We start from the raw sequence: 26,248 nt of genomic DNA, 5'->3' as shown, positions 1-26,248 counted from the left end.
CGGCGTGCCGCTACAGCGCCGGCGGCTGGAAACGCTTGAGGCGCAGGGCGTTGCCGAGCACGAACACGCTGGACAGGGCCATGGCGCCGGCGGCGAAGATCGGCGACAGCAGCATGCCGTTCACCGGGTAGAGCGCCCCGGCGGCCAGCGGGATCAGCGCGGTGTTGTAGGCGAAGGCCCAGAACAGGTTCTGGCGGATGTTGCCGAGGGTCGCCCGCGACAGGGCGATGGCGCTCGGTACGCCGCGCAGGTCGCCGGACATCAGCACCACGTCGGCGGCCTCGATGGCCACGTCGGTGCCGCTGCCGATGGCCAGGCCGACGTCGGCGGCAGCCAGCGCCGGGGCGTCGTTGATGCCGTCGCCGACGAAAGCGAGGCGACCGTGGGCGGCCTTGAGGCGTTCGACCGCGTCGACCTTGCCGTCCGGCAGCACCTCGGCGACCACCTCGTCGATGCCGAGCGCCCGGGCGATGGCCTCGGCGGTACGGCGGTTGTCGCCGGTGATCATCGCCACCCTGAGGCCCAGGCCGTGCAGCGCGCGGATCGCTTCGGGCGTGCCGTCCTTGAGCGGGTCGGCCACCGCCAGCATGGCCGCCAGGCGACCGTCGACGGCGGCGTACAGCGGGGTCTTGGCCTCGTCGGCCAGGCGCCGGGCGTCGGCGGCGAACACGTCGACGTCCAGGCCGAGCTGCGCCATGAAGCGGTCGGCGCCGATCTCCACGCGCACGCCGTCCACCGTGGCGCGCACGCCAAGGCCGGTGACCGCCTCGAAGTGCTCCAGCCGGCCGAGCGCCAGGCCCTCCGCCTGCGCGGCGGCGACGATGGCGCGGGCGATGGGGTGCTCGGACTTGTTCTCGACCGCCGCCACCTTGGCCAGCACGGCGGCACGGGTGCAGCCCTCGGCGAGCAGCAGGTCGGTCAGCGCCGGCTTGCCGCGGGTCAGCGTGCCGGTCTTGTCCAGCGCCACCACGCGAGCATCCTTGAGCGACTGCAGCGCGGTGCCCTGGCGGAACAGCACGCCCAGCTCGGCGGCGCGTCCGGTGCCGACCATGATCGAGGTCGGCGTGGCCAGGCCCATGGCGCAGGGGCAGGCGACGATCAGCACCGCCACCGCGTTGACCAGGGCGAAGGTCAGCGCCGGCTCCGGACCGAACAGCAGCCAGGTAGCGAAGCTGAGCAGGGCGGCGAGCAGCACCGCCGGCACGAACCACAGGGTGACGCGATCGACCAGCGCCTGGATCGGCAGCTTGGCGCCCTGCGCCTGCTCGACCAGGCGGATGATCTGCGCCAGCACGCTGTCAGCGCCGATGCGCGTGGTGCGCAGGGTCAGCGCACCGTTCTGGTTGATGGTGCCGCCGACCGCCGCGCTGCCGGGGGCCTTCTCCACCGGCAGCGGTTCGCCGGTGATCATCGACTCGTCGACGAAGCTGTGCCCCTCGACCACCTCGCCGTCCACCGGCACCCGCTCGCCGGGACGCACTTCCACCCAGTCGCCGACGCGCACCGCGTCGATGGCCACCTCCAGCAGCTCGCCGTCGCGGCGCACGCGGGCGCTGCGCGGCTGCAGGCCGATCAGGCGCTTGATCGCCTCCGAGGTACGGCCCTTGGCGCGAGCCTCGAGCAGGCGGCCGAGCAGGATCAGGCTGACGATCACCGCCGCCGCCTCGTAGTAGACGTGCACGGTGCCGGCCGGCAGCAGGCCGGGGGCAAGGGTGGCGACCAGCGAGAACAGCCAGGCGGCGCTGGTGCCGACCGCCACCAGCGAGTTCATGTCCGGCGCGCCGCGCAGCAGCGCCGGCACGCCGAGGCGGAAGAAGCGCCGGCCGGGGCCGAACAGCACGGCGCTGGTGAGCACGCCCTGCACGATCCAGTTGGTCTGCTGGCCGAGGGTGGCGAGGATCCAGTGGTGCAGGGCGGGAATCAGGTGTGCGCCCATCTCCAGCAGGAACACCGGCAGGGTGAACAGCGCGGCGAGCAGCAGCGAGCGCTGCAGTTCGGCCAGCTCGGCGTGGCGCCGCGCTTCCTCGGCATCCATCTGCGCGCCGGCGGCGGCCAGCGGCTCGGCCGTGTAGCCGGCGCGCTCGATGGCGGCGACCAGCGCGCCGGCCGGCACGCCGCGCAGCACGCGCACCCGGGCGCGCTCGCTGGCCAGGTTGACGTGCGCCGCGGTGACGCCGGGCACCCTGTCCAGCATGCGCTCGACCCGCGCCACGCAGGAGGCGCAGGTCATGCCGGCCACGCTCAGCTCGATGGTTTCCTCGCCGACCTGGTAGCCGGCCCGCTGCACCGCCGCGATGGTGGCGGCGACGTCAGGCGTGCCGGCGAAGCTGACCTCGGCACGCGCACTGGCGAGGTTGACGCTGGCTGCGGTGACCCCGGGCACCTTGCGCAGGACACGCTCGACGCGGCCGACGCAGGAGGCGCAGGTCATGCCGTCGATGCTCAGGTGCAGCGGGGCGGTGCCGGCGGGCTGGGGGGGGCGCTACTGTGCATGGCGGGTTCCCTGTGCGGAAATGGCATGTCGCCACCTTAGAGCTTCCAACGGTGGCAAGGTCAAGCGGCGCTGGCCTCAGACGGCGACCGGCTTCCATCAAAAAAACTGCACCCATGCAGCATCATTATGAATTTGAGTCGATGCAGGCGGAGCGACAGACTGGTGCCTGTCCTGCCGTCCCCGCGATGCCGGCGCGCGCATTCCCCAGCAAGAGGGAAGCCGCGGCGGCGAGCGCGGCGGGAAGCTGAACCCGGTTGCCTTTGTCCCTTTGCGGAACTGCCCATGATCACTGTCTATCGCCTGGACACCCGCGTGTCCCGCCATGGCGCCGGCCTGCGCCGGCGCATTCCCATCCTCCGCACCGAACCGAAGCGCCGAATGCGGCCGATCGCCGCTGCCCCGGCGTGGCGGCGAGGTCCCCGCCCGGCCTGCGGCGGCGGAGGTGGCCATGTCTGTCCGGCGTGACGGTCTGCTCGCGCGCATCCTGCCGCCCGTGCAGCACACCCGCCCCATGGAGTGGCTGCGTGCCGCCCTGGGCGCCGCGCTTGGCACGCTGGTGCCGCTGCTGCTGTGCGGTCTGTTGTTCGGCCAGGAGGTGGCGCTCTGCCTGCTGGGACCGCTCGGCGCCTCGGCGGTGCTGCTGTTCGCGGTGGCCTCGGGGGCGCTGTCGCAGCCCTGGTCGATCCTCGGCAGCTACCTGTGCGCCGCCCTGGTGGCGATCGTCGTCGGCCTGCTGCACCTGCCGGCGCTGGCCACGCTGCTGCTGGCGCTGGGCGGGGCGCTGCTGGCGATGTACGCCCTGCGCTGCCTGCATCCGCCCGCTGCGGCGGTGGCGCTGAGTCTGGCGCAGGGGCATCCGACGCTGGCCGGGATGGGCTTCGCCGCGCTGGCGCCGGTGCTGTTGTGCGCCGGTGCGCTGCTCGGCTGCGCGCTGCTGTTCAACAACCTGACCGGCGTGCGCTATCCCAAGGCGCCAGTGGCCGAACCGGCGCCACCGGAGCCGGCGCGCCCGGACGTGTGGGTCGGCATCACCGCCGCCGATCTGCAGCGGGCGCTCGAGGAGTTCGGCGAGTTCGTCGACGTGACGCCGGAAGACCTCGAGGAGATCGTCCTGCGCAGCGAGCGCCACGCCCTGCAGCGCAGCTTCGGCGAGGTGTTCGGCGCCGGGGAAGGGCAGGGCGGGGAACGGCTCGCGCACTAGATGGGGAAGCCGGAGGGAGCAGTGCGCCGGCAGCGGTCGCCGGCGCAACCCGCCAGGCGTGCCGCAGAAACGAAAAAGCCCCTGATGTCAGGGGCTTTTGCTTTGGAGTCTGGAGCGGGCGATGGGAATCGAACCCACGGCTCTAGCTTGGGAAGCTAGGGTATTACCATTATACGACGCCCGCTTTTCAGGCCGTCTTTTTACCAGAAGATGCGCCGCGGGTGAAGTGCGTTTTATGCCGAAGCGATCTGAGCCATGTCCGGCTCAGGCGCAGGCGATCTCCGCCGGGGTGAGCGGGCGGTACTCGCCGGGGCGCAGGGCCGGGTCGAGCCGGATCGGCCCGATGCTCTCGCGGTGCAGGCGGGTCACCCGGTTGCGGAAGTGGCCGAACATGCGCTTGACCTGGTGGTAGCGGCCCTCGACCAGGGTCAGGCGGGCGCTGTGGCTGTCGAGCAGTTCCAGCTGCGCCGGCAGGGTGACGAGGTCCTCGAAGGCGAAGTAGATGCCGCGGGCGAAGGTCTCGACGTACTCGGCGCCGATGGGCTCGGCGGTTTCCACCCGGTAGACCTTGGGCAGCTTGCTGGCCGGCAGGGTCAGGCGGCGCGACCACTGGCCGTCGTTGGTCAGCAGGAGCAGGCCGGTGGTGTTGCCGTCCAGGCGTCCGGCGATGTGCAGGTCCGCGCGTTCGGCCGCCGGCAGCAGGTCGAGCACGGTCCGGTGCTGCGGGTCGCGGGTGGCGCTGACCACTCCGGCGGGCTTGTGCAGCATCAGGTAGCGGGCCGCTTGTCCGGCCTGCAGCAGTTGGCCGTCCAGCTCGATGCGGTGGAAGCCGTTGATCTCGCGCAGGCCGTCGCGCTCGGGCCGGCCGTCGACCTGCACCTGCCCGGCGAGCAGCAGCTGGCGGACCTGCTGGCGGTTGAACTCGGGGCGTTTGCTGAGGAAGCGGTCCAGGCGCATGGCGGGGGCTCGTGGCGTGGGGGCAGGGCAACGTGCCGGGTGCGGGTGGCCCGTGGCGGCGCCATGCTACCCGATGCTGCAACAAAGCTGGACAGCGCAGGTCCAATTCATTGCGATCAACGGGTTCGAGAGGCTGACCATGCGCTGGCTTTCCATGATGTTGTTTGGGCTGGTCATCGCGCTGGCGGGTTGCAGCGTGCATGTGCCGGGCGAAGATGTGTATATCGATGTCGGCGGCGGGCACCATACCCACGGCGGCTTCTGCCCGCCGGGCCAGGCCAAGAAGGGCAATTGCTGAGCGGGTCGTCGGCAGCATGCAACGGGGCGCCATGGCGCCCCGTTGTGCATTCCGGGTGCAGCGGAATCAGCGTTCGGCGAGATCCGCCAGCGGGTGTTCGCCCTCCCAGGTCGGTGCGAAGTGGGCCTCGATCAGCGCGGCAGGAAGCGTTGCCACGTCCGGCCAGTGCCAGCGCGGCTGATTGTCCTTGTCGATCAGGCGAGCGCGCACCCCTTCGGCGAACTCGGGGTGGCGGCAACAGTTCAGGCTCATGGCGTACTCCATGCGCAGCACATCGGCCAGCGACAGCCGTCGCGCGCGCTGCAGCTGTTCCCAGAGCAGATGGGCGGTGACCGGGCAGCCGCCGCGCAGGGTGGCGGCGGCGCGGGCCAGCAGCGGGTCGCTGTCGTTCGCCAGCGCGCTCAGTGAGTGCCAGGCCGCCGGCAGGTCGGCGACGTCGAGCAGGCGGTCGATGCGCTCGCGTCGGGGCAGCAACTGGGCAGCGGGCAATTGGGGCAGGGCTTCGTTCTCCAGCGCCTGCAGCAGGCTGTGCAGCTGGCTGTCGGCCTGTTCGGCCCAGTTGAGCTGGGCCAGGCCGTGGAGCAGGGCGGGCTGCTGCTCGTCGAGCAGGCAGCGGTCGGCCAGGCCGAGATCGATGGCGTCGCGGGCGTTGAGCTGGCAGGCGCCGAGACCGGCGAACAGGCCGAGCCTGCCGGGCAGGCGCGCCAGGAACCAGCTGGCGCCGACATCCGGGTACAGGCCGATGCCGATTTCCGGCATGGCCAGGCGGCTGGAGGGGGTGACGATGCGCTGGTTGGCGCTCTGCAGCAGGCCTAGGCCGCCGCCCATCACGTAGCCATGGCCCCAGCACAGCAGCGGTTTGCGGTAGTGGTGCAGGCGGTGGAGCAGGCGGTATTCGTCGGCGAAGAAGCGCCGCGCCAGCGCCGGCACTTCGCCGGGCCGGGCGCGACAGGCTTCGGCCAGCTGGCGCACGTCGCCGCCGGCGCAGAAGGCCCGGGTGCCGTTGCCGCGCAGAACCACGCAGGCGATCCCGGGGTCGTCCTGCCAGGCCGCGAGGCGGTGGGCGAGGGCCTCGATCATCGGCAGCGACAGGGCGTTGAGACTCGCCTCGGCGTCCAGGCTGGCGAGGCCGAGGCGATAGCCGTGGCGGCAGGGGCGTTCTTCGAAGGTCACGTGCATTGCGGCTCTCCTGCGCGCCCGGGGCGCCTCAGCGGTTGCGCCACTGCGGGTCGCGCTTCTCCAGGAAGGCATTGACGCCCTCGCGGGTATCCTCGGCATCGAACAGGTCGACGAAGCGCTCGCGCTCCTCGGCCAGCCAGCTGCTCGGGCCGCGCTGGCGGGCGCCCTGGATCAGCGGCTTGATCGCGCGCACCGCCACCGGACTCTGCCGGCCGACCCGCGCGGCGAGCAGCAGGGCGTGGCCGCGCGCCTCGTCGCTGTCGACCACCTGTTCGACCAGGCCGATGCGCAGCGCGGTCTCGGCGTCGACCCGCTCGCCGCAGAGGATCATGCGCTTGGCCCAGCCTTCGCCGACCAGCCAGGGCAGGTGCTGGGTGCCGCCGGCGCAGGGCAGCAGGCCGACGCCGGCTTCCGGCAGGGCCAGCAGGGCGTGTCGTTCGGCGATGCGGATGTCGCAGGCCAGCGCACACTCCAGGCCGCCGCCCATGGCGTAGCCGTTGATGGCGGCGATGCTCACCCCGCGGAAGTCGCGCAGGGCCTCGAAGGCTTCGCCGAACAGGCGCGCCATGCTGCGCGCGCGGGCCTTGTCGCCGTCGGCGAACAGCTTGAGATCGGCACCGGCGCTGAAGAACTTGCTGCCCTGGCCGGTGATCACCAGGGCGTAGATGTCGTCGTCGCGGTTGAGGTGCTCGACCAGCAGGCGCAGGCCGATCAGCGAGTCGCGGTCCCAGGTGTTGGCCGGCGGATTGTTGATGGTGACCAGCGCGGTGTGACCGTGCTTCTCGACGGTCAGCTTGTGGGTGAGGTCGAAGGGGGCGGACTTGTAGGGTTCGACGGCGTTGCTCATGACGGTCCTCGGGCTTCGGGCGGGTGGCCGCGTTCTGCCGGAGTCTCCAGCCGCGCCCACCCGGCAGGCGGATGCTCAGTCTGGTACGTCAGTGGGGCTCGCGTCCGCTCGTGCGACCGGTGCCGCGAGCCGCCGGGATGAACTTCTTTTAGCCGTCCCGGGCGGGGCTTGTCCAGCCCCGCCCGGGAGGGGGAGGGGATTACTGCAGTTGCGGCGGCTGGCCGGCGGCGGTGCGTTCCTGCTTCCACTCGTCCAGGGTCGGCGCGGCGAGGGGGCCGTCGAGGCGGCCGACGATCTCGAAGTAGTCCTGCTTGGAGCGGTCCTTCATGATCTCGTCACGCGACTTCACCTTCACCGCGTAGACGGTCTGCACGTTCTGGTGGTCGAAGCTGCGCCACTCCTGCGGCCCCTTGAGCAACTGGTACTTGTGGCCTTCCAGGGACTTGATCAGCTTCTCGCTGTCCAGGCTGCCGGTGCGCTCGGCGGCGTCGGCCCACTGGTGGACGATGCTGTAGGCCGAGGCGGCCGAGCTCGACGGCATCAGCTCGTAGCGGGCGCTGTAGTTCTTGACGAAGGCCATGCCCGGCTCGGACTTCTCCAGCTCCGGAACGCGCCAGGTCCACGGCTCGGTACCGATCACGCCAGCCATCAGGCCGGGGCCGGCCTGCTCGACGATGCTCTGGGTCAGGTTGGGCGCGACCACCTGCATGCGCTTGGTCAGGCCGAGGTCCTCGGCGATGCGCATGGCGCGCACCAGGTCGTCGCCGAACAGCACCAGGGCGAGCACGTCGGCATCGCTGCTGGCGGCCTGGGTCAGCGCATCGCGATAGTCGGCCAGGCGTGCGCCGGGGAAGGGTACCTTGAGACCCGGGTTGCTGCGGGTGTCGGTGCTGCCGGTGGTCTGGCGCAGCGAGCTCTCGCTGGTGTGGCCCCAGGTGTAGTCCGCGGTCACGTAGAAGTAGCGCTTGTTCGGCATGGTCTTGGCCAGGTACTGGCCGAGCACGCGGGCGCTCATCCACGCGCTGTTGCACTCGCGGAACATGTAGCGGTGGCCGTTCTTGCCGGTGGTGTCGTTGGAGTAGGTGAGGGTGCCGAAGTACAGCACGCCGAGTTCCTTGGCCCGTTTGCTGGCGGCGATCGCCACGGCGCTGGAGGCGCCGCCGAACAGCATGACTGCGCCATCGTTGACCAGGCGTTCGACGTTGTTCACGGCTTTTTCCGGGCGCGAGGCGGTATCGCGGCTGATCAGGCGCAGCGGTCGGCCGAGGACGCCGCCCTGGGCGTTGATCTCGTCGACGGCGAGCAGGGCGCCGCGCATCTGCGCGAGGCCTTCTTCCTTGTAGCTGCCGGTACGCGGGTAGTTGAGCCCGAGAGTGATGGGGTCGGCAGCTGCGGCAGTGGTGCACAGTCCGGCCCACAGGGCTAGAGCAGTAAAAGTACGCTTCATGGGGCCTCCTGGTCGTTGTTATGTTTGCCCGAGCGTGTTGTACGCGAGGGGGAGGCTTGACGGGCATTAGCTCATGGTCTAGCGAGGGCTTGCCGGCTTTCGTGATCCGTTTCACATACCTTTCGGGGTGTCTGTGCGGGGCGCGGCCGTGGCCGCGCCCCGGTCCTGGTCGTTCACTCGAGGGTCAGGCTGTCGCGCTCCTGTTCCCAGTCGTCCAGCGCCACCGCGGCCTGCTCGCCGCGCATGCGGTGGATGACCTCGAAGTAGTCCTGCTTGAGCGGGTCGCGCATGATCTCCTCGCGCGGGCGCACGCGCACGGCGTAGATGTCCTGCACGTTCTGGTGGTCGAAGGCGCGCCACTCCTGGGGGCCCTTGAGCAACTGGTAGCGGTGGCCTTCGAGCGCGCGGATCACCGCCTCGCTGTCGCTGCTGCCGGCGCGCGCCACCGCATCGGCCCACTGGCGGACGATGGCGTAGGTGGAGGCGGCGGTACTGCCCGGATATTCCTGGTTGTCGGCGATGAACTCGCGGACGAAGTCGTCGCCGGCGGCGCTCTTCTCCATCTGCGGGCTCCGCCAGGTCCAGGTCTCGGTGCCGATCACCCCGGTCATGATCGACGGGCCGATCTGCTCGACCAGCGGCTTGGTCAGGTGCGGGACGATGATCTGCAGGCGGCGGTTGAGGCCCAGCTGGTCGACCAGGCTCATGATCTGCACCAGGTCGTTGCCGAGCAGGTTGAGCACCAGCACGTCCGCCTGGCTCTTGGCCGCCGCCTCCAGCGCGCTGCGCATGTCGGCCAGGCGCGCGCCGCTGGCGGCCAGGCTGCGCCGGCCGTGACGCGCCTTGTCCTGGCTGGAGGTGCTTTCGCGCAGCGCGCTTTCCATGCTGCGTCCCCAGGCGTCGTCGCGGGTGATGTGGAAGTAGCGCCGGCGCGGCTGGTGGATGGCCAGGTACTCGCCGAGCACCCGGGCGCTCATCCGCGCGCTGCCGGACTCGCGGAACAGGTAGCGGTGGCCGTGCTGACCGGTCACCTCGTTGGCGTAGGCCAGGGTGGCGAAGTACAGCAGGCCGTGCTCGCGGGCGCGCTGGCTGGCGGCGATCACCTCCTCGCTGGTGGCGCCGCCGAAGACCATGGCCACCCCCCTGGCCTGCAGGCGGTCGACGTTCTTCACCGCGGTTTCCGTCCGCGAGGCGCTGTTGGCGGTCTCCAGCTGCAGTGGCCGGCCGAGCACGCCGCCGGCGGCGTTGATCTGCTCCACCGCCAGCAGGGCGCCGCGCATCTGCTCCAGCCCCTCGGCCTTGTCGTTGCCGGTGCGCGGGTAGTTGAGGCCGATCTTCAGCGGATTGCCGGCCGGTGCGGCGTGGATGGCGAAGGTTGCGAGCAGCAGGCTCAGGCAGGCGAGTCGACGCATGGACACCTTTCCTTGTGACTGGGGGGAAGCAGGCTTTGTACGCCCGCACTTCCGGGGCGCCCATGCGCTTTTGCGGGGGGAGGAGGGCGACTTGGGTAGCGCTTCTCCCGGCCTGCTACCCACATCCTTGGTCGCGCCTTGACTTGCCGGGGAGCCCTCTCTAGGGTGCCGCTTTGTTTTGCATAGAGGGGGCCGCATGAGCGCCGCGCAGGATCGCATCAAACTCGAACCGGGCTGGAAGGCGGCCTTGCACGAGGAGTTCGACAAGCCCTACATGCAGGCGCTCGGCGAGTTCCTGCGCAGCGAGAAGGCGGCCGGCAAGCAGATCTTTCCGCCAGGCGGGCTGATCTTCAACGCGCTCGACTCCACGCCGCTGGCGCAGGTCAAGGTGGTGATCATCGGCCAGGACCCCTACCACGGCCCGGGCCAGGCCCACGGGCTGTGCTTCTCGGTGCAGCCCGGCGTGCCGGTGCCGCCGTCGCTGCAGAACATCTTCAAGGAGCTCAAGCGCGACCTGAACATCGACCCGCCCAACCACGGCTGCCTGCAGCACTGGGCGGAGCAGGGCGTGCTGCTGCTCAACACCTCGCTGACCGTCGAGCAGGGCAAGGCCGGCTCGCACGCGGCTGCCGGCTGGCAGCCGTTCACCGACCGGGTGATCGAGGTGGTCAGCCGCGAGCGGCCGCATCTGGTGTTCCTGCTGTGGGGCGCCCACGCGCAGAGCAAGGAGCGTCTGATCGACCCGACCAAGCACCTGATCCTGCGCTCGCCGCACCCCTCGCCGCTGTCCGCGCACCGTGGCTTCATCGGCAACGGCCACTTCGGTCGCACCAACAAGTTCCTCGAGCAGCACGGCCTGGCGCCCATCGACTGGCGTCTGCCGGCGCTCTGAGTTCAGCCCGCGCAGGGCAGGCCGGCCAGGTCCTCGTGCAGGTGGTCCAGCCTCTGCATGAGGTGCGCGCGCTGCGCGGGCGTGGCGCTGGCCCACAGCTCGCTGAGCAGCTCGGCGAGGATCTGTTGGGTGTGCTCGAGCGTCCTGCGGTAGTCCGCGCCCCAGTAGCGTTCGGGCTCGCCGAACAGCGGCTGCAGGCGCGCGGCGCGCTCTGCCGGCGGCGACTGGCGCAGCTCGGCCAGCAGGTGGGCCTGCCAGCGCTCGCGGAAGTCCAGCCAGGGCCGCACGTTGGCCTCCTGGCGGCTGGCCCAGAAGCGCAGGTAGGCGCGCTGCTGTGGATACAGCGGTCCCAGCCAGAACTCCAGGCGCGTCTCGGCGCGTTCCATCCGCTCCGCCAGGCGCTTCTCGCGGCTGCCGCCGAGATAGCGCTCGCGCAGCTTGCGCTGCTCCGTGGCCAGGTTGCCCTCCAGCTCGTCGATCTGCGCCTTGCTCAGCCCGGCCAGCAGGCGGGCGGCATCCGGGGCGACCTGGAGCAGGGTCGGCTGCAGCAGCTGGCGCGTCTGCGCGAGCGGCCCTTCCAGCTGCTCGGGGGCAGGGCTGGCGGCCAGCAGCGGCCGCTGGCGATCGAGCCAGTCGAGATAGCGCGGCAACTCGTGGCGGCAGTGCCAGGCCAGGTGCGCGTCGAGACGTGCCTCCAGCCAGTCGCTCTGCGCGGCATCGAGGCTCAGGTAGTCGTCCAGCTTCCACTCGATCAGGCGGTCGAGGTTGCGATAGGCCAGTTCCAGGCGACTGCAGGCCGCCAGCATCAGCAGAACCAGCAGCAGACCGAGCGAGCGGGCGAACAGGGCGAGGCGGGACATGGATGCTCCGGCGGCAGTCGGACCTGGCTTGAGGATAGGCCAGCACTGCGTCTCAGGAGCGGCGCTGGTCGGCAGCCAGGCGCCGCCAGCGCAGGTACAGCGGCTCGGCCAGCAGCATCACCAGCAAGAGGCGCAGCAACTGCTGGGCGCTGACCAGCGCTACCGGCAGCTGCAGGCTCTGCGCGGTCAGGCCCAGTTCGGTGATGCCGCCGGGCATGCTGCCGAGCATCAGCGCCCGGCCGTCGCCGCCGCCGAGCAGGCCGAGGCCGGCGCCGAGCAGCACGGCGGCGAGCATGGTCAGCAGGCTGAAGATGAGCACGCGGACGAGGAAGCCGGGCGCGCGGCGGAAGAAGGCGCGGTCGAAGTGCATGCCCAGGGCGCAGCCGAGCAGCCACTGGCCGCCGCGCGCCAGGCCGTCGGGCACGGCCAGCTGCAGGTCGAGGCTGGCGCTGGCCAGCGCGCACAGCAGCAGTGGGCCGAGCATCCACGGGTTGGGCTGGCCGAGGCGGCGCCAGAGTCGCGCGGCGAGCAGGCCGCCGGCCAGCAGCACGGCCAGCGCCGGCCAGTCGGTCGGTGCTGACGGCGCAACGGGCGGAGGCGGCAGGCCCCAGGCGAACGCGGCGGGTACCAAGAGCAGGACCAGCAGCAGGCGCAGGCTGTGCGCGGCGGCCACCTGGGCCGGCTCGGCGTCGTGGCGGCGCGCCAGGTTGACCATCTCGCTGGCGCCGCCCGGCAGGCTGGCGAAGAAGGCGGTGGCCGGATCGACGCCGCCGCGCCTGAGCACGGCGATGCCGATCAGGGTCAGCAGCAGGGTGCCGACGGCGCCGGCGAGCAGCAGCGGCAGGTGGTCGAGGAGGGCGAGGGCGGCCTCGCGGGAGACATGCAGGCCGACGGCGCAGGCCACCAGCCATTGCCCGGCCTGGCGACCGGCGGGCAGCGGGGCGGCGGGGAGACCGGCGCAGCGCGCCAGCGCCACACCGAGCAGGGAACCGAGCAGCCACGGCAGCGGCCAGCCGGCCAGGCTGGCGAGGAAGCCCCCCGCCAGTCCGGCCAGGATGCCGCTCAGGATGCCGCGGGCATCAGGCGGCAGAGGCATCGGCTGCCGGCGCCTTGCGGCGCGCGCGCCACCAGCGGATCCCGGGCAGCGCCAGCATCACGGCCACCAGCGCCCAGAGCACCAGGGTGATCGGGCTGGACCAGAGGATGCCCAGCTCGCCGCTGGAGATCGACAGGGCGCGGCGCAGGTTGTCTTCCATCAGCTCGCCAAGGACGAAGCCGAGGATCAGCGCCGACAGCGGGAAGTCCATCTTGCGCAGCAGGTAGCCGAACACGCCGAGGGCGATCATCAGCACCAGGTCGAAGGTGGTGCTGTGCACCGCCCACACGCCGACCAGGCTGACGATGATGATCGCCGGCACCAGGATCCAGTTCGGCACGCTGAGCATGCGCGAGAACAGGCCGACCAGCGGGATGTTCATCACCAGCAGGATGACGTTGCCGATGAACAGCGAGGCGATCAGGCCCCACACCACGTCGGGCTGCTGCTCGAACAGCAGGGGACCCGGGGTGATGTTGTACAGGGTCAGCGCGCCGATCATCACCGCGGTAGTGCCCGAGCCCGGCACGCCGAGGGTCAGCATGGGGATCATCGAGCCGCAGGCCGAGGCGTTGTTGGCCGCCTCCGGCGCGGCCAGGCCGCGCAGGTCGCCCTGGCCGAAACGACCGGACGGTCCGGCGATGCGCTTCTCGTTCATGTAGGCCATGGCGCTGGCGATGGTCGCCCCGGCGCCCGGCAGGGTGCCGATGACGAAGCCGCTCAGCGCGCTGCGCACCGCGGTCCAGCCGACCAGGCAGAACTCCTTGAAGTTGAACAGCATGCGCCCGCCGGCCTTGACCGCCTGTTGGCCGCTGTGGGTGTGCTCGAGCATCAGCAGGATCTCGCTGACGCTGAACAGGCCGATCACCACGATGACGAACTGGATGCCGTCGGACAGACTGACGCTGTCGAAGGTGAAGCGGTACACGCCGGTGGTGGCATCGACGCCGACGGTGGCCAGCGCCAGGCCCATCAGCGCGGCCATCAGGGTCTTCACCGGCTTGTCGCCGACCAGACCGCCCAGGCAGGTGATGGCGAACACCATCAGCACGAAGTACTCGGCCGGGCCGAAGGCCACCGCCCAGTTGGCGAGGATCGGCGCGAACAGCACCACGCCGAAGGTGGCGATGGTGCTGCCGATGAACGAACTCATCGCCGACAGCGACAGGGCGATGCCGGCCTTGCCCTGCTTGGCCAGCGGATAGCCGTCGATGGTGGTCATGATCGCCGCGGCGTCGCCCGGCACGTTGAGCAGGATGGCGGAGATGCGCCCGCCGTACTCGCAGCCCAGGTACACGGCGGCCAGCAGGATCAGCGCGGTTTCCGGCGGCAGGCCGAGGGCGAAGGCCAGCGGCAGCAGCAGGGCCACGCCGTTGATCGGGCCGAGGCCCGGCAGCATGCCGACGATGGTGCCGACGAAGGCGCCGAACAGCGCCATCAGCAGGTTGAGCGGGCGCAGGGCGACGTCGAAGCCCTGCAGCAGGAAGTTCAAGGTTTCCATGGCGTCACTCCACGAGGAATTCGAACACGCCCAGCGGCAGGGGCACGTCCAGCAGCAGGTCGAACAGCACGTAGAGCAGCACGCCCATCAGCACCCCGGACAGCACGCAGGGCAGCGGGCGGCCGCCGAACAGCAGGCCGAGGCCGGCGCCGGCCAGGGCGGTGGCCGGGACGAAGCCCAGCGGCTCGAACAGCAGGGCGTAGGCCAGCAGGCCGGCGACGCAGAGCAGGGCGCGCAGGCTCTGCGGGCGGCTCAGCAGGTGTGCGTGCACGGTCGGGCGCAGCACCAGCCACAGCGCGCCGGCGCCGAGCAGGCCGAGCAGCAGCAGCGGGTAGGCGCGCGGTCCGACTGGGTCATAGGAGAAGGGGGCCTGGAACCCCCAGGCGATCACGGCCAGTCCGGCGCACAGCAGCAACCAGACCGAGCCGAACAGGCGGTCATACATGGCGAAATACCTGGGTGGGGAAAGGGGCCTCTCCCGCGGGGGAGAGGGCCGGCCGGCGGGACGGGGGCTTCCCGCCGGCCTGACGCCTGGCAGCCTTACTGGACCAGACCGAACTCGCCGGCCAGCTGCTTGTACTGGGCGACCTGCTTGAGCACGAAGGCGCGCAGTTCGTCGCCGCTCATGGCCAGGGGGAACAGATCACGCTGTTCACGCAGCTGGGCGAAATCCTCGCTGGCCAGCATCTTGTCGAACTGGCCCTTCCACCAGGCGTAGTCCTCGTCCTTGACCTCCGGGCCCATGTAGAAGCCGCGGATCACCGGCCAGCTGATGTCGAAGCCCTGCTCCCTGGCGGTGGGGATGCTGGCCAGCTTGCCGGGCAGGCGCTCGTCGGACAGCACGGCGAGCACGCGGATCTTGCCGGCGGCCAGCTGCGGGGTGATCTCGCCGAGGCCGCTGGAGGTGACCTGCACGTGGCCGCCGAGCATGGCGGTGAGGGTCTCGCCGCCGCCCTCGAAGGCGACGTAGCGCAGCTTCTGCGGGTCGACGCCGGCGGCGCGGGCGATCAGCGCGGTCTGCATCCAGTCCTGGCCGCCGATGGTGGCGCCGGCGCCGAACACCACGCTGCCCGGATCCTGCTTCACCGCCTCGACCAGTTCGCCGAGGGTCTGCCAGGGCGCGTCGGCGCGCACCGAGATGGCGCCGTAGTCGGTGCCGATGGCGGCCAGCCACCTGACCGCGTTCTCGTCGTAGCGGCCGAACTTGCCCTGCGCCAGGTTGAGCAGCGAGCCCGAGGAGAAGGCGGTGATGGTGCCCGGATCCTTGGGCCTTTGGGCGACCACCGCGTTGTAGGCCACCGCGCCGACGCCGCCGGGCATGTAGGTGACGCGCATCGGCGCCTCGAGCAGGCCGCCGTCCTTGAGGCCGCTCTGCGCCAGCTTGCAGGTCAGGTCGAAGCCGCCGCCGGGCTTGGCCGGGGCGATGCATTCCGGGCGCTTGGGCTCGGCGGCGAGCAGCTGGCCGGCGAAGGCGAGGCCGGCGGCGGCGAGGGCGATGCGGGTGATAGCAGTGTGCATGGGGATATCTCCGGTCGATTCTTATTGTGGGTCCGGGCTTACCAGATCGGCAGGCTGTAGCCGACGATCAGCCGGTTCTCGTCCGCGTCGCGGGCGAAGTCGGAGCGGAAGCTGGCGTTGCGCAGGCGCACGTAAAGGTCCTTGAGCGGGCCGCTCTGCACCACGTACTTGAGCTCGAGGTCGCGCTCCCACTCGCTGCCGGTGGCGCTGCTGCCGGCGATCTCGGCGTCGTCGCCGCTGACGTAGCGGGCGAGGAAGCTCAGGCCGGGCACGCCGAGGGCGGCGAAGTCGTAGTCGTAGCGCGCCTGCCAGGAGCGCTCGTCGGCGTTGGCGAAGTCGTTGATCTGCACGAAGTTGACTAGGAACGGGTCGCTGCCGTCGATGTAGGCGTAGCCGGTGTCGCCGCTCATCTGCTGATAACCGAGACCGAGCTTGTGGGCGCCCAGGGCGTAGCTGAGCATGCCGTTCAGCGCGCGGTTGTCGATCTCGCCGGCGCGGGCGGCGCCGCTGTCGTCGCTGAGCATCAGGCGCAGGTCGGCGCTGAGGGTGCCGGCACCGAGCGGCTGCTTGGCGAGCAGGCCGAAGTAGTGCTGGCGGTAGACGTCGTCGAGGTCGGCGAAGAAGTAGCGGCCGCTCAGGCTCTTGCCGAACTGGTAGTCGAGGCCGGCGAGATTGAGGTGGTCGCTGGTGACGCCGCCGGGGAAGCGCTTGTTCTTGCTGTTGAGGATCAGGTCCTCGGAGTTGGTCGAGGCGCGGTCGATCACCTGGTTCAGGCGCCCGCCGGTGAAGGTCAGGCCGGCGATCTCCTTGGAGGTGAGCAGGCCGCCTTCGAACACCTGCGGCAGCAGGCGGCTGTCGCTGGCCTTGACCACCGGCAGCTCGGGGATGTGCGAGCCGTAGCGCAGCTCGGTTTCGGACACCTTGAGCTTGGCGGTCAGGCCCAGGCGGCCGAACTGGTCCGGGGTGCCGCCGTCGTCCTGTACCGGCAGCAGGTCGGTGCCGGTGCGTCCACCACCGGAGTCGAGCTTGACGCCGAGCATGCCGAGGGCGTCGAGGCCGACGCCGACGCTGCCTTCGGTGTAGCCGGACTGGATGTCGAGCAGGAAGCCCTGGCCCCATTCCTCGCGCTTGTTCTGGGCGGAGCCTTCGCGGAAGTCGCGGTTGAGGTAGATGTTGGTGGTGGTCAGGCTGGCGCTGCTGTCTTCCACGAAGTCGGCGTGGGCCAGCGGGGCGAGGGTGCAGGCGGTGATGGCCAGGGCCAGGCGGCGGACAGGCGGCAGGGCCTGCCAGGCGGCAATCGGCATCGCGGTATCTCCAGTCATTGTTGTTGTCATCGGCAGTCGGGCTGCCGTGGGGGCCGGGAGGACCCAGGGGCGATGCTAGGGGGCGAAGCTTTCGCCTGGCTTTCAGTCGCAAAGAAAGTTGGTGGTGCATTGGCTGCACGGCTGCGGCCGTTACACTCGACCCATAACGACAAGACTTCGGAGACTTCCCCGTGCGAATCCTGCTGGTCGAAGACCATCCCCCGCTGGCCGCCAGCGTGGCCCAGGCGCTGCGTGGCGCCGGCTGGACCGTGGACCTGCTCGCCGACGGCATGGCCGCCGACCACGCCCTGGCCAGCGAGGACTACGCCCTGGCGATCCTCGACGTCGGCCTGCCGCGCCTGGACGGCTTCCAGGTGCTGGCGCGCCTGCGCGCGCGCGGCAAGACCCTGCCGGTGCTGATGCTCACCGCCCGTGGCGAGGTGGCCGACCGCGTGCACGGCCTCAACCTTGGCGCCGACGACTACCTGGCCAAGCCCTTCGAGCTGGCCGAGCTGGAGGCGCGGGTCAAGGCGCTGCTGCGCCGCAGCGTGCAGGGCGGCGAGCAGCAGCAGCGCTGTGGCGCGCTGGTCTTCGACCTCGGCACCCGGCGCTTCAGCCTCGGTGCCGAGCTGCTCAACCTGACCTCGCGCGAGCAGGCGGTGCTGCAGGCGCTGATCGCCCGCCCCGGGCGGGTGATGAGCAAGGAGCAGCTGGCCGACCAGGTGTTCGGCCTCGACGAGGAGGCCAGCCCCGACGCCATCGAGATCTACGTGCACCGCCTGCGCAAGAAGCTGGAAGGCCGCGGCGTGCGCATCGTCACCTTCCGCGGCCTCGGCTACCTGCTGGAGGCCTGCGATGGCTGAGCTGTACGGCGGCAGCCTGCGCGGTCGCCTGCTGCGCCGCCTGGCACTGTTGCTGGCGCTGCTGCTGGCGTTCGGCGGGTTGAGTGGCTACTGGAGCGCGCGCCGCGCGGCGGATACCGCCTACGACCGTACCCTGCTGGCCTCGGCGCGCGCGGTGGCTGACGGTCTGTACAGCAGCGACGGCAAGCTGCGCGCCAACGTGCCCTACGTGGCGCTGGACACCTTCGCCTACGACAGCGCCGGGCGCATCTACTACCAGGTGCTCGACCCGCACGGCGGCCTGGTGTCCGGCTACGAGGCGCTGCCGGCGGCGGGGTCGCAGGTGAAGCGCACCGACGATTACCCGGCGCTGGCGCGCTTCTACGATGGCGTCTATCGCGACCAGGAGGTGCGCGTGGTCAGCCTGCTGCAGCCGGTCAGCGAGGCGGACCTGGAGGGCATGGCGGAGATCCGCGTGGCCGAGACCCGCGGCGCGCGCGAGCGCATGGCCCGCGAGCTGCTGGTCGGCACCCTGTGGCGCATGGGCCTGCTGGCGCTCACCGCGCTGGGCCTGGTGTGGCTGGCGGTGAGCCTGGCGCTGCGCCCGCTGGAGCAGTTGCGCCAGACGGTGGCGGCGCGCGCCAGCGACGATCTGCAGCCGCTGCCGGACAGCGGTCTGCCACGCGAGCTGCGCCCGCTGGTGGACGCCCTCAACCAGTTCAACGCGCGCCTGCGCGGGCTGTTCGAGCGCCAGGCACAGTTCATCGCCGAGGCCGCCCACGAGCTGCGCACGCCGCTGGCGGCGCTCAAGGCGCGTCTGGAACTGGGCCGGCGCAGCGCCGATGCCGCGCAGTGGCGGCAGGCCCTCGACGAAGCCGCCGGCAGCACCGAGCGGCTGACCCAGCTGGCCAACCAGCTGCTGTCGCTGGCGCGCATCGAGAGCGGCGCGCGGGCCATCGCCGAGGGCGGCGCGCAGCGCCTGGAGCTGGGCGCGCTGGCCCGCGAGCTGGGCCTGGCGCTGGCGCCGCTGGCCCACGGCCGCGGCGTGGCGCTGGCGCTGGAGGCGGAGGAGGCGGTGTGGATCGACGGCGAGCCGACCCTGCTCAGCGAGCTGTTGTGCAACCTGCTGGACAACGCCCTGGCGCATACGCCGGCCGGCGGCAACGTGATCTTGCGGGTGCTGGCGCCGGCGATCCTCGAGGTGGAGGACGACGGCCCGGGCATTCCGCCCGAGGAGCGCGAGAGGGTGTTCGAACGCTTCTATCGGCGCAGCCCCGGCGGCACGGGGGCGGGGCTGGGCCTGGCGATCGTCGGCGAGATCTGCCGCGCCCACCGCGCGCGCATCGGCCTGGAGGACGGCGCGGCGGGCGGGCTGCGCGTGCGGGTGGAATTCCCGCCGGCCGACCTGTAGGGGCGAATTCATTCGCCGACGCGGCCAGGTCAGGCGAATGAATTCGCCCCTACAGGGATCGCCCGCCGCAGCGAAGCCTCTGGCCCCGGCCTGGACGGCTTAGCGCTGGATGTCGCGGTCGCCGTCGATGCTGTAGGGCAGTTCGAGCAGCTGCAGCGCCGGGCCTTCGAGGCTGCCCAGGTGCAGGCGGCCGTCCTCGACGGCGTTGTCCTGTAGCACGGCGAGCAGCTCGATGCCGTCCGCGCTGCGCGCGGCCAGCGCCACTTCGCCGACCGAGGAACCGTGCACCGGCGAGAACAGCTCGCTGCCGGGCGCCGGCAGTTCGCCGCCGTCCAGCCGCAGGCGATACAGGCGGCGCTTGAGGCGGCCGAGGTACTGCATGCGCGCGACGATTTCCTGACCGGTGTAGCAGCCCTTCTTGAAGCTGACGCCGCCGAGGCTCTGCAGGTTGAGCATCTGCGGGATGAACAGTTCGCGGGTGGCGCCGAACACCTGGGCGACGCCGGCGCGTACCTGGCTCAGCAGCCAGTCGTTGAGGCTGCCCTCGGCCAGTTGGGCGGCCAGGCGCTGCTGCACGGTGGCGGCTTCGGCCGCCGGCGCCCACAGCTCGCAGCGCTCGCCATGCAGGCGCACGGCCAGCAGTTCGCCGTTGCGCGCCACGCGGCCAGGTTCGGCCGGCAGGTCGATGCCGAGGGCGAGCAGGACGCCGTCACCGTCGGCCAGGCCGAAGCGTGCCCAGCTCGCCGTCTCGTCTGCCAGCTGGGCCTTGAAGAACACCGCGTACTTCTTCAGGTCGGCCAGCTGCGCCTCGACCAGCTCGCGGGCCATCGCCAGGGCGAAGCCGTCGGCCAGCGGCACGATGCGAAAGCTCGACAGCATGCGGCCCTTGGGCGTGCAGCGCGCGCCCAGGCTGCTGGTCTCGGCGTTCAGGTAGTTGAGGTTGCAGGTGAGCTGGCCCTGGAGGAACTTGGCGGCATCCACGCCGTGGACGGCGAGGATCCCTTCATGGTCGAGCGGGGTGAAGAAAGCGGTTGCGGACATCGTGTTCGGTCGCCGGTGCGGAAGTCGGAGCGGCCATCATAGAGCCGCCCGGCAGCCCTTGTCAGCCGGCCAGGCTGGCGGTCGCCCGGGGCATCGTTATAATGCCGCGATTGCCGAGGAGGCCGAGATGAGCGAAGAAAACATCGAACTGAAGCGACTGCAGTGGGAATGCCGGCGCGGCATGCTGGAACTGGACGTGCTGTTCAAGCCGTTCCTCGACGAGGCCTACGCGCAGCTGGAGGCGGTCGACCAGGAGCGTTTCCGCAACCTGCTCAAGTGCGAGGATCCGGACCTGTTCAGCTGGTTCATGGGCTACAGCGTACCCGAGGATGCCGACCACGCGCGCATGGTGCGCATGATCCTGGATCGTGTCCAGCCGAAGTGAACCCTTCGAGTGCCGCTGGCGCCCGTCGCGGCGCCTGCGGGTACTCTATCTCTTCTGTGCCGGGTTGGCGCTGCTGGCCCTGACCCTCGCCGAGTTGCCGTGGTGGGCGCGTCTGAGCGGCATGCTGCTGGTCGTCGTTCATGCGCTGTGGTGTCTGCCGCGCGCCATCCTGCTCAGCCATCCGCGAACCTTCACCGCCCTGCGCCATGATGAGCGCGGCTGGCGATTGCGCAATGCCGCCGAGGGCTGGGTGGCGGTGCAGTTGCGGCCGGGCAGTCTGGCCCTGCCGCAGGCGGTGATCCTGCACTTCCGGCGTCCGGGGCAGTGGCTCGACCGCGCCCTGTGCATTCCTGCCGACAGCCTTGATCGCGAGGTGCACCGCCGCCTGCGCGTGCGGCTGAAGTTCAGCCGGCGGCGCTGGGCGGCGGTGGGCGACGTGGCGGTCGAGGGCTGAGCGTCCGCTCGCTTCAGGCCGGATGGAAGCCCGGTGGCACCAGGATGGTGTCGCCCGGCTTGGCCAACTGGCCCGGATAGTCGAGGGTGTAGTGCAGGCCGCGGCTCTCGCGGCGCAGCATGGCCGACTGGATCATCAGCTCGGCGACCTGGGCGAGGTTGCGCAGCTCGAGCAGGTCGCGGCTGACCTTGTAGTTGCTGTAGAACTCGTCGATCTCGCTGAGCAGCAGGCGCACGCGGTGCTGGGCGCGCTGCAGGCGCTTGCTGGTGCGCACGATGCCGACGTAGTCCCACATGAAACGCCGCAGTTCGTCCCAGTTGTGCGCGATGATCACGTCCTCGTCGGAGTCGGTGACCTGGCTGGCGTCCCAGGTCGGCAGCTGCGGCGGCATGCTCACCCATTGCAGCTGGCTGACGATGTCGGCGGCCGCCGCGCGGGCGTAGACGAAGCACTCCAGCAGCGAGTTGCTGGCCAGGCGGTTGGCGCCGTGCAGGCCGGTGAAACTGGTCTCGCCGATGGCGTACAGGCCGGGGAGGTCGGTGTGGCCGCGGCTGTCGACCAGCACGCCGCCGCAGGTGTAGTGCGCCGCCGGCACCACCGGGATCGGCTGGCGGGTGATGTCGATGCCGTACTGCAGGCAGCGCTCGTAGACGGTGGGAAAGTGCGCCTTGATGAACTCGGCTGGCTTGTGGCTGATGTCCAGGTAAACGCAGTCGATGCCCAGACGCTTCATCTCGTGGTCGATGGCGCGCGCGACTATGTCGCGCGGGGCGAGTTCGCCGCGCGGGTCGAAGCGATCCATGAAGCGCTCGCCGCTCGGCAGCTTGAGCAGGCCGCCCTCGCCACGCACCGCCTCGGTGATCAGGAAGTTCTTCGCCTGCGGGTGGTACAGGCAGGTCGGGTGGAACTGGTTGAACTCCAGGTTGCCGACCCGGCAGCCGGCGCGCCAGGCCATGGCGATGCCGTCGCCGCAGGTGCCGTCCGGGTTGCTGGTGTACAGGTAGACCTTGGCCGCGCCGCCGGTGGCCAGCACCACGAAGCGTGCGCAGTAGGTGTCGACCTGGCCGCTGCGGCGGTTCAGCACGTAGGCGCCGAGGCAGCGCCGGCCCGGGCCGCCGAGCTTGTGCTCGGTGATCAGGTCGATCGCCACGCGGTCTTCCAGCAGTTCGATGTTCGGCCGCTGCCGCGCGCACTGGAGCAGGGTGGTGGAGATCGCCGTGCCGGTGGCGTCGGCGGCGTGGATGATGCGTCGGTGGCTGTGGCCGCCCTCGCGGGTCAGGTGGAAGGCGAAGCCGCGCTCGCCGTCGTGGGAGCCGTCGTCGCGGGTGAAGGGTACGCCCTGGTCGATCAGCCACTGGATCGCCTCGCGGCTGTGCTCCACGGTGAAGCGCACGGCGTCCTCGCGGCACAGACCGGCACCAGCCACCAGGGTGTCATGCACGTGCGACTCGATGTTGTCGCTGTCGTCGAGCACCGCGGCGACCCCGCCCTGGGCCCAGTAGGTGGAGCCGCCGGCGAGTTCGCCCTTGCTCAGCACGGCTACGCTCAGGTGCTCCGGCAGGTTGAGGGCGAGAGACAGACCGGCGCCGCCGCTGCCGATGACCAGTACGTCGTGCTGATAGTGTTGGCTCATGTGCGCCGTTCCGCTGTAATCAGCGCCCTAGTATATAGAAGGGCCTGTCGGCACAATACAGCTGAACTTTTACCCCAGTCTGCGTTCTCATTCGGGTTGCCCACAGGTTGGGCCGGCCCGGGGGCCGCCTCGTGCGGCGCCCGTAATATGTGGTGAAGCAGATTCCACCGCCGGGCGCCTGCACCGCCGGGCATGACTTGCGAACCGCCCCCGGACGGGGTGCGGAGACGCAGCTCGAAGAGACGAACTTTTGCGCTGGGCCAGGGTCTATTTATGCAGACCGGTGCAACGGGCCGTGCAGGACTCTCCGGGCGTTTGAAGGAGCTTGAATGCAAACCCAGGAACCGGATCAGCAGCTGGTCGAGCGGGTCCAGCGTGGCGACAAGCGCGCATTCGATCTGCTGGTGCTCAAGTACCAGCACAAGATTCTCGGGTTGATCGTGCGCTTCGTTCACGACCCCCAGGAAGCCCAGGACGTGGCGCAGGAGGCTTTCATCAAGGCCTACCGGGCGCTGGGCAATTTTCGCGGCGACAGTGCCTTCTACACCTGGCTGTACCGCATCGCCGTGAACACGGCGAAGAATCATCTGGTGGCGCGTGGCAGGCGTCCGCCGGATACCGATGTCAGCGCTGAGGATGCCGAGTTCGTCGAGGGCGACCATGCTCTCAAGGATATCGAGACACCCGAGCGCGCCCTGCTGCGCGATGAGATCGAGGCGACCGTGCATCGGACCATCCAGCAGTTGCCCGAAGACCTGCGCACGGCCCTGACCCTGCGCGAGTTCGATGGGCTGAGCTACGAGGACATTGCCAATACCATGCAGTGTCCGGTGGGGACGGTGCGTTCGCGGATCTTCCGCGCGCGTGAAGCGATCGACAAGGCGCTGCAGCCCCTGCTGCAGGAAGCCTGAAACCCGGCGCAAGCCAAGAGAGGAAGACCATGAATCGTGTAGTGCTGGACGAGTCGGTGTCCGCCGTCATGGACGGTGAGGCTGATGAGCTGGAACTGCGGCGGGTGCTCGCGGCCACCGGCGAGGATCCGGCGCTGCGCGAGCGCTGGGCGCGCTATCAGCTGGCCCGCGACGTGATGCACAGGCAGGCGGTGATGCCGGGCCTGGACCTGGCCTCCGCCGTATCCGCGGCCATCGCTGCCGAGGAGCACCCGGCAGCATCTGCCGCGCCGGCGGGGTCGCGCTGGCGGCAGGTCGGCCGCCTGGCGGTGGCCGCCTCGGTGACCCTCGCCGTGCTGGTCGGCGTGCGCTTCTACAACAACCAGGACGACAGTGGCCTGGCGCCGCAACTGGCCCAGCAACCGGCTGCCGTCCAGCAGCCGCAGCAAGCCCTGCCGCCGGTGGCGGTGCCGCAGGGGCCGGCGGTGCTGGCCAGCTTCCCGGCGGAAGAGGCACCGGCCGAGCCGGCGCAGCCCGCCCAGGCCGACGACCTGCTGCGCAGCGTGCCGGCCGACAGCACAGCGCCGGCTGCTGCCGGCGACAAGCCGGCCCGGTAAGCCTGCATGCTCGAAGAGCAGGGCCGGGTAGTCGCCGTCGAGGAGGGCGCCGTGTGGGTGGAAACCCTGCGGCGCAGCACCTGTAATGCGTGTTCGGCCAGCGCCGGTTGCGGTCAGGGGCTGATGGAGAAGCTGGGTGTCGGCGAGCGTCGGGGGTACGTGCGTGCGCTGACCGACCTGCATCTGGCGGTGGGCGATGGCGTGACCATCGGCATCCGCGAGGAGCTCATGCTCGGCAGTGCCCTGCGCGTCTACCTGCTGCCGCTGCTCGGTCTGTTCGCGGCGGCGATGCTGGCCCAATGGTTGGCGCTGGCCGAGTCTTTTGTCATTCTCGCAGCCCTCGGCGGCTTCGTCGTCGTCTGGGGGCTGGTACGCCGCCACAGCCGGCGCCACGAGACCGATCCGGCCTGCCAGCCGGTGGTTCTGCGCGCCGAACTGGCCGTGCGTGGCGACTCGCAGGCGTACCGCTGAGTTGGGGTGGTCTTCTTCAAGGTTGTGCAAGAAACGGAGTCGGGGGGTTCCATGTCTATCCTGAAACGCGCAGTGCTATCGCTGGTCGCCGTGCTGGCGCTGGCCCAGACGCTGGTGGCCAATGCCCAGTTGCCTGAGTTCACCGAGCTGGTCGAGCAGGCTTCGCCGGCCGTGGTGAACATCAGCACCCGGCAGGTCATCCCCACCCAGGCGGCCGGCATGCAGCAGATGCCCGATCTGGAGGGCCTGCCGCCGATGTTCCGCGAGTTCTTCGAGCGCAGCATTCCGCAGTTGCCCCAGCAGGCGCCGCGCCAGCGTCAGGCGCAGTCGCTGGGCTCGGGCTTCATCATTTCCGCCGACGGCTACGTGCTGACCAACAACCATGTGGTGGCCGACGCCGACGAGATCGTCGTGCGCCTGTCCGATCGCAGCGAGCTGGAGGCCAAGCTGGTCGGCGCCGATCCGCGCACCGACGTGGCCCTGCTCAAGGTCGAGGGCAAGAACCTGCCGACCGTCAAGCTCGGCAAGTCCGAGGCGCTCAAGGTCGGCGAATGGGTGGTGGCCATCGGCTCGCCGTTCGGCTTCGACCACTCGGTGACCGCCGGCATCGTCAGCGCCAAGGGGCGCAGTCTGCCGGACGAGAACTATGTGCCGTTCATCCAGACCGACGTGGCGATCAACCCCGGCAACTCCGGTGGTCCGCTGTTCAATCTGGACGGCGAGGTGGTCGGCATCAACTCGCAGATATTCACCCGCTCCGGTGGTTTCATGGGGCTGTCGTTCGCCATCCCGATCGACGTGGCGATGAACGTGGCCGATCAGCTCAAGGCCGAGGGCAAGGTCAGCCGCGGCTGGCTCGGCGTGGTGATCCAGGAAGTGAACAAGGATCTGGCCGAGACCTTCGGTCTGGACAAGCCGGCCGGTGCCCTGGTGGCTCAGGTGCTGGAAAACGGCCCGGCAGCCAAGGGGGGCCTGCAGGTCGGCGACGTGATTCTCGCCCTCGACGGCCAGCCGATCCTGGTTTCCGCCGACCTGCCGCATCTGGTGGGAACCCTCAAGCCGGGCACCGATGTGAGGCTGGACGTGGTGCGCAATGGCGAGCGCAAGACGCTGAAGCTGGCGGTCGGCGCCCTGCCGGAAGACGGTCAGGCGGTTGCTGCCAGTGGCAAGCAGGGAGCCGAGCGCAGCAGCAATCGTCTGGGGGTGACCGTGGTCGATCTGACCGCCGAGCAGAAGCGGGCTCTCGAGGTGGAGGGTGGCGCGCTGATCCGTGAGGTGCAGAGCGACGGCCCGTCGGCGGTGATCGGCCTGCGTCCGGGCGATGTCATCACCCATCTGAACAACGAGTCGATCGATTCGGCCAAGACGTTCAGTCGGGTGGCCGAGGCTCTGCCGAAGAACCGCAGCGTGTCGATGCGCGTGCTGCGCCAGGGACGCGCCAGCTTCATCACCTTCAAGCTGGCCGAGTAAGGCTGGCGTTCGGCGCGGACAAGGGGCG

General features: G+C 70.3%; 25 protein-coding genes and 1 tRNA gene. 11 read left to right on the top strand and 15 right to left on the bottom strand.

Features of this window, described 5'->3' with window-relative positions; genetic code table 11:
* Positions 1-10 precede the first annotated feature (10 nt).
* Positions 11-2,452 (bottom strand): heavy metal translocating P-type ATPase, encoded by a 2,442-nt coding sequence (locus tag BLT78_RS11710; RefSeq protein WP_269458075.1) that lies wholly within the window; start codon positions 2,450-2,452, stop codon positions 11-13.
* A gap of 490 nt (positions 2,453-2,942) precedes the next feature.
* On the opposite strand from BLT78_RS11710, the gene BLT78_RS11705 reads away from it, so the two are divergent.
* The gene (locus BLT78_RS11705) at positions 2,943-3,695 is read left to right on the top strand and encodes an HPP family protein (protein ID WP_231975618.1); all 753 of its coding nucleotides are present in this window, start codon (positions 2,943-2,945) and stop codon (positions 3,693-3,695) included.
* A 110-nt stretch (positions 3,696-3,805) separates the two neighbouring features.
* On the opposite strand, the gene BLT78_RS11700 is transcribed toward BLT78_RS11705, so the two are convergent.
* A tRNA-Gly gene (locus BLT78_RS11700) sits at positions 3,806-3,879 on the bottom strand.
* An 80-nt stretch (positions 3,880-3,959) separates the two neighbouring features.
* Entirely contained in the window at positions 3,960-4,652 is a 693-nt protein-coding gene (locus tag BLT78_RS11695) for a pseudouridine synthase (protein ID WP_090349143.1), read from the bottom strand.
* A 73-nt stretch (positions 4,653-4,725) separates the two neighbouring features.
* Between BLT78_RS11695 and BLT78_RS11690 the strand changes: the two genes are divergently transcribed.
* Positions 4,726-4,950: a hypothetical protein gene (locus BLT78_RS11690; RefSeq protein ID WP_157719537.1), complete on the top strand. Its 225-nt coding sequence runs from the start codon at positions 4,726-4,728 to the stop codon at positions 4,948-4,950.
* A 66-nt stretch (positions 4,951-5,016) separates the two neighbouring features.
* On the opposite strand, the gene BLT78_RS11685 is transcribed toward BLT78_RS11690, so the two are convergent.
* From BLT78_RS11685 to BLT78_RS11670, 4 genes are all read right to left on the bottom strand, one after another.
* The gene (locus tag BLT78_RS11685; RefSeq protein ID WP_090349141.1) at positions 5,017-6,129 is read right to left on the bottom strand and encodes an enoyl-CoA hydratase/isomerase family protein; all 1,113 of its coding nucleotides are present in this window, start codon (positions 6,127-6,129) and stop codon (positions 5,017-5,019) included.
* 28 nt (positions 6,130-6,157) lie between these two features.
* Positions 6,158-6,976: an enoyl-CoA hydratase gene (locus tag BLT78_RS11680; protein ID WP_090349140.1), complete on the bottom strand. Its 819-nt coding sequence runs from the start codon at positions 6,974-6,976 to the stop codon at positions 6,158-6,160.
* 199 nt (positions 6,977-7,175) lie between these two features.
* The gene (locus BLT78_RS11675) at positions 7,176-8,423 is read right to left on the bottom strand and encodes an ABC transporter substrate-binding protein (RefSeq protein WP_090349139.1); all 1,248 of its coding nucleotides are present in this window, start codon (positions 8,421-8,423) and stop codon (positions 7,176-7,178) included.
* 173 nt (positions 8,424-8,596) lie between these two features.
* Positions 8,597-9,835 carry an ABC transporter substrate-binding protein gene (locus tag BLT78_RS11670; protein ID WP_090349138.1) on the bottom strand — a complete coding sequence of 413 codons (1,239 nt, stop codon included), beginning with the start codon at positions 9,833-9,835 and terminating at the stop codon, positions 8,597-8,599.
* Positions 9,836-10,031: 196 nt separating this feature from the next.
* Here BLT78_RS11670 and ung point away from each other — a divergent pair, with 196 nt between their 5' ends.
* Positions 10,032-10,727 (top strand): uracil-DNA glycosylase, encoded by a 696-nt coding sequence (gene ung, locus BLT78_RS11665; RefSeq protein WP_090349137.1) that lies wholly within the window; start codon positions 10,032-10,034, stop codon positions 10,725-10,727.
* A 2-nt stretch (positions 10,728-10,729) separates the two neighbouring features.
* On the opposite strand, the gene BLT78_RS11660 is transcribed toward ung, so the two are convergent.
* From BLT78_RS11660 to BLT78_RS11635, 6 genes are all read right to left on the bottom strand, one after another.
* The gene (locus BLT78_RS11660) at positions 10,730-11,587 is read right to left on the bottom strand and encodes a DUF6279 family lipoprotein (RefSeq protein WP_090349136.1); all 858 of its coding nucleotides are present in this window, start codon (positions 11,585-11,587) and stop codon (positions 10,730-10,732) included.
* A 52-nt stretch (positions 11,588-11,639) separates the two neighbouring features.
* On the bottom strand, positions 11,640-12,683 hold the full coding sequence (locus tag BLT78_RS11655) for an AbrB family transcriptional regulator (protein ID WP_090349135.1): 1,044 nt from the start codon (positions 12,681-12,683) through the stop codon (positions 11,640-11,642).
* Complete coding sequence (locus BLT78_RS11650) at positions 12,667-14,184, bottom strand: tripartite tricarboxylate transporter permease (protein ID WP_090349134.1); 1,518 nt, start codon at positions 14,182-14,184, stop codon at positions 12,667-12,669. Before BLT78_RS11650 ends, BLT78_RS11655 begins: the two co-directional genes overlap by 17 nt.
* 4 nt (positions 14,185-14,188) lie before the next feature.
* Positions 14,189-14,629 carry a tripartite tricarboxylate transporter TctB family protein gene (locus BLT78_RS11645; protein WP_090349133.1) on the bottom strand — a complete coding sequence of 147 codons (441 nt, stop codon included), beginning with the start codon at positions 14,627-14,629 and terminating at the stop codon, positions 14,189-14,191.
* Positions 14,630-14,724: 95 nt separating this feature from the next.
* The gene (locus BLT78_RS11640) at positions 14,725-15,702 is read right to left on the bottom strand and encodes a Bug family tripartite tricarboxylate transporter substrate binding protein (protein WP_090349132.1); all 978 of its coding nucleotides are present in this window, start codon (positions 15,700-15,702) and stop codon (positions 14,725-14,727) included.
* Positions 15,703-15,740: 38 nt separating this feature from the next.
* The gene (locus tag BLT78_RS11635; protein WP_090349131.1) at positions 15,741-17,006 is read right to left on the bottom strand and encodes an OprD family porin; all 1,266 of its coding nucleotides are present in this window, start codon (positions 17,004-17,006) and stop codon (positions 15,741-15,743) included.
* A gap of 191 nt (positions 17,007-17,197) precedes the next feature.
* Here BLT78_RS11635 and BLT78_RS11630 point away from each other — a divergent pair, with 191 nt between their 5' ends.
* Positions 17,198-17,869 (top strand): response regulator, encoded by a 672-nt coding sequence (locus tag BLT78_RS11630; RefSeq protein ID WP_090349130.1) that lies wholly within the window; start codon positions 17,198-17,200, stop codon positions 17,867-17,869.
* Positions 17,862-19,259 (top strand): sensor histidine kinase, encoded by a 1,398-nt coding sequence (locus tag BLT78_RS11625; RefSeq protein WP_090349129.1) that lies wholly within the window; start codon positions 17,862-17,864, stop codon positions 19,257-19,259. Before BLT78_RS11630 ends, BLT78_RS11625 begins: the two co-directional genes overlap by 8 nt.
* Before the next feature lie 99 nt (positions 19,260-19,358).
* Here the strand turns inward: BLT78_RS11625 and ygfZ are convergent, their stop codons facing one another.
* On the bottom strand, positions 19,359-20,300 hold the full coding sequence (gene ygfZ / locus BLT78_RS11620) for a CAF17-like 4Fe-4S cluster assembly/insertion protein YgfZ (protein WP_090349128.1): 942 nt from the start codon (positions 20,298-20,300) through the stop codon (positions 19,359-19,361).
* A gap of 127 nt (positions 20,301-20,427) precedes the next feature.
* Between ygfZ and BLT78_RS11615 the strand changes: the two genes are divergently transcribed.
* A complete protein-coding gene (locus tag BLT78_RS11615; protein ID WP_090349127.1) occupies positions 20,428-20,685 on the top strand; it encodes an FAD assembly factor SdhE in 258 nt (85 codons plus the stop codon).
* Entirely contained in the window at positions 20,669-21,139 is a 471-nt protein-coding gene (locus tag BLT78_RS11610; protein ID WP_090349126.1) for a protein YgfX, read from the top strand. The genes BLT78_RS11615 and BLT78_RS11610 overlap by 17 nt, the downstream gene beginning before the upstream one ends.
* Positions 21,140-21,152: 13 nt before the next feature.
* On the opposite strand, the gene nadB is transcribed toward BLT78_RS11610, so the two are convergent.
* Entirely contained in the window at positions 21,153-22,772 is a 1,620-nt protein-coding gene (gene nadB, locus BLT78_RS11605; RefSeq protein ID WP_090349125.1) for an L-aspartate oxidase, read from the bottom strand.
* Between the two features lie 329 nt (positions 22,773-23,101).
* Here nadB and rpoE point away from each other — a divergent pair, with 329 nt between their 5' ends.
* The 4 genes from rpoE to BLT78_RS11585 are packed head-to-tail and all read left to right on the top strand — an operon-like array spanning position 23,102 to position 26,220.
* On the top strand, positions 23,102-23,683 hold the full coding sequence (rpoE, locus tag BLT78_RS11600; protein ID WP_090349124.1) for an RNA polymerase sigma factor RpoE: 582 nt from the start codon (positions 23,102-23,104) through the stop codon (positions 23,681-23,683).
* Between the two features lie 29 nt (positions 23,684-23,712).
* The gene (locus tag BLT78_RS11595; RefSeq protein ID WP_090349123.1) at positions 23,713-24,279 is read left to right on the top strand and encodes a sigma-E factor negative regulatory protein; all 567 of its coding nucleotides are present in this window, start codon (positions 23,713-23,715) and stop codon (positions 24,277-24,279) included.
* Positions 24,280-24,285: 6 nt separating this feature from the next.
* Positions 24,286-24,750, top strand: a complete 465-nt coding sequence (locus BLT78_RS11590; RefSeq protein ID WP_090349122.1) for a SoxR reducing system RseC family protein — start codon at positions 24,286-24,288, stop codon at positions 24,748-24,750.
* A gap of 51 nt (positions 24,751-24,801) precedes the next feature.
* Entirely contained in the window at positions 24,802-26,220 is a 1,419-nt protein-coding gene (locus tag BLT78_RS11585) for a DegQ family serine endoprotease (RefSeq protein ID WP_090349121.1), read from the top strand.
* Positions 26,221-26,248 lie beyond the last annotated feature (28 nt).

The organism is Pseudomonas oryzae (assembly GCF_900104805.1).
Classification (GTDB): domain Bacteria; phylum Pseudomonadota; class Gammaproteobacteria; order Pseudomonadales; family Pseudomonadaceae; genus Geopseudomonas; species Geopseudomonas oryzae.
This window is presented reverse-complemented; position numbering and strand designations above follow the sequence as displayed.

Coding starts and splice junctions, on each gene's coding strand:
- BLT78_RS11675 (WP_090349139.1), bottom strand. CDS start 8,423: ATGAAGCGTACTTTTACTGCTCTAGCCCTGTGGGCCGGACTGTGCACC.
- BLT78_RS11590 (WP_090349122.1), top strand. CDS start 24,286: ATGCTCGAAGAGCAGGGCCGGGTAGTCGCCGTCGAGGAGGGCGCCGTG.
- nadB (WP_090349125.1), bottom strand. CDS start 22,772: ATGAGCCAACACTATCAGCACGACGTACTGGTCATCGGCAGCGGCGGC.
- BLT78_RS11680 (WP_090349140.1), bottom strand. CDS start 6,976: ATGAGCAACGCCGTCGAACCCTACAAGTCCGCCCCCTTCGACCTCACC.
- BLT78_RS11645 (WP_090349133.1), bottom strand. CDS start 14,629: ATGTATGACCGCCTGTTCGGCTCGGTCTGGTTGCTGCTGTGCGCCGGA.
- ung (WP_090349137.1), top strand. CDS start 10,032: ATGAGCGCCGCGCAGGATCGCATCAAACTCGAACCGGGCTGGAAGGCG.
- BLT78_RS11650 (WP_090349134.1), bottom strand. CDS start 14,184: ATGGAAACCTTGAACTTCCTGCTGCAGGGCTTCGACGTCGCCCTGCGC.
- BLT78_RS11595 (WP_090349123.1), top strand. CDS start 23,713: ATGAATCGTGTAGTGCTGGACGAGTCGGTGTCCGCCGTCATGGACGGT.
- BLT78_RS11615 (WP_090349127.1), top strand. CDS start 20,428: ATGAGCGAAGAAAACATCGAACTGAAGCGACTGCAGTGGGAATGCCGG.
- BLT78_RS11640 (WP_090349132.1), bottom strand. CDS start 15,702: ATGCACACTGCTATCACCCGCATCGCCCTCGCCGCCGCCGGCCTCGCC.
- BLT78_RS11705 (WP_231975618.1), top strand. CDS start 2,943: ATGTCTGTCCGGCGTGACGGTCTGCTCGCGCGCATCCTGCCGCCCGTG.
- BLT78_RS11635 (WP_090349131.1), bottom strand. CDS start 17,006: ATGCCGATTGCCGCCTGGCAGGCCCTGCCGCCTGTCCGCCGCCTGGCC.
- BLT78_RS11690 (WP_157719537.1), top strand. CDS start 4,726: ATGCTGCAACAAAGCTGGACAGCGCAGGTCCAATTCATTGCGATCAAC.
- rpoE (WP_090349124.1), top strand. CDS start 23,102: ATGCAAACCCAGGAACCGGATCAGCAGCTGGTCGAGCGGGTCCAGCGT.
- BLT78_RS11670 (WP_090349138.1), bottom strand. CDS start 9,835: ATGCGTCGACTCGCCTGCCTGAGCCTGCTGCTCGCAACCTTCGCCATC.
- BLT78_RS11685 (WP_090349141.1), bottom strand. CDS start 6,129: ATGCACGTGACCTTCGAAGAACGCCCCTGCCGCCACGGCTATCGCCTC.
- BLT78_RS11585 (WP_090349121.1), top strand. CDS start 24,802: ATGTCTATCCTGAAACGCGCAGTGCTATCGCTGGTCGCCGTGCTGGCG.
- ygfZ (WP_090349128.1), bottom strand. CDS start 20,300: ATGTCCGCAACCGCTTTCTTCACCCCGCTCGACCATGAAGGGATCCTC.
- BLT78_RS11695 (WP_090349143.1), bottom strand. CDS start 4,652: ATGCGCCTGGACCGCTTCCTCAGCAAACGCCCCGAGTTCAACCGCCAG.
- BLT78_RS11625 (WP_090349129.1), top strand. CDS start 17,862: ATGGCTGAGCTGTACGGCGGCAGCCTGCGCGGTCGCCTGCTGCGCCGC.
- BLT78_RS11655 (WP_090349135.1), bottom strand. CDS start 12,683: ATGCCTCTGCCGCCTGATGCCCGCGGCATCCTGAGCGGCATCCTGGCC.
- BLT78_RS11660 (WP_090349136.1), bottom strand. CDS start 11,587: ATGTCCCGCCTCGCCCTGTTCGCCCGCTCGCTCGGTCTGCTGCTGGTT.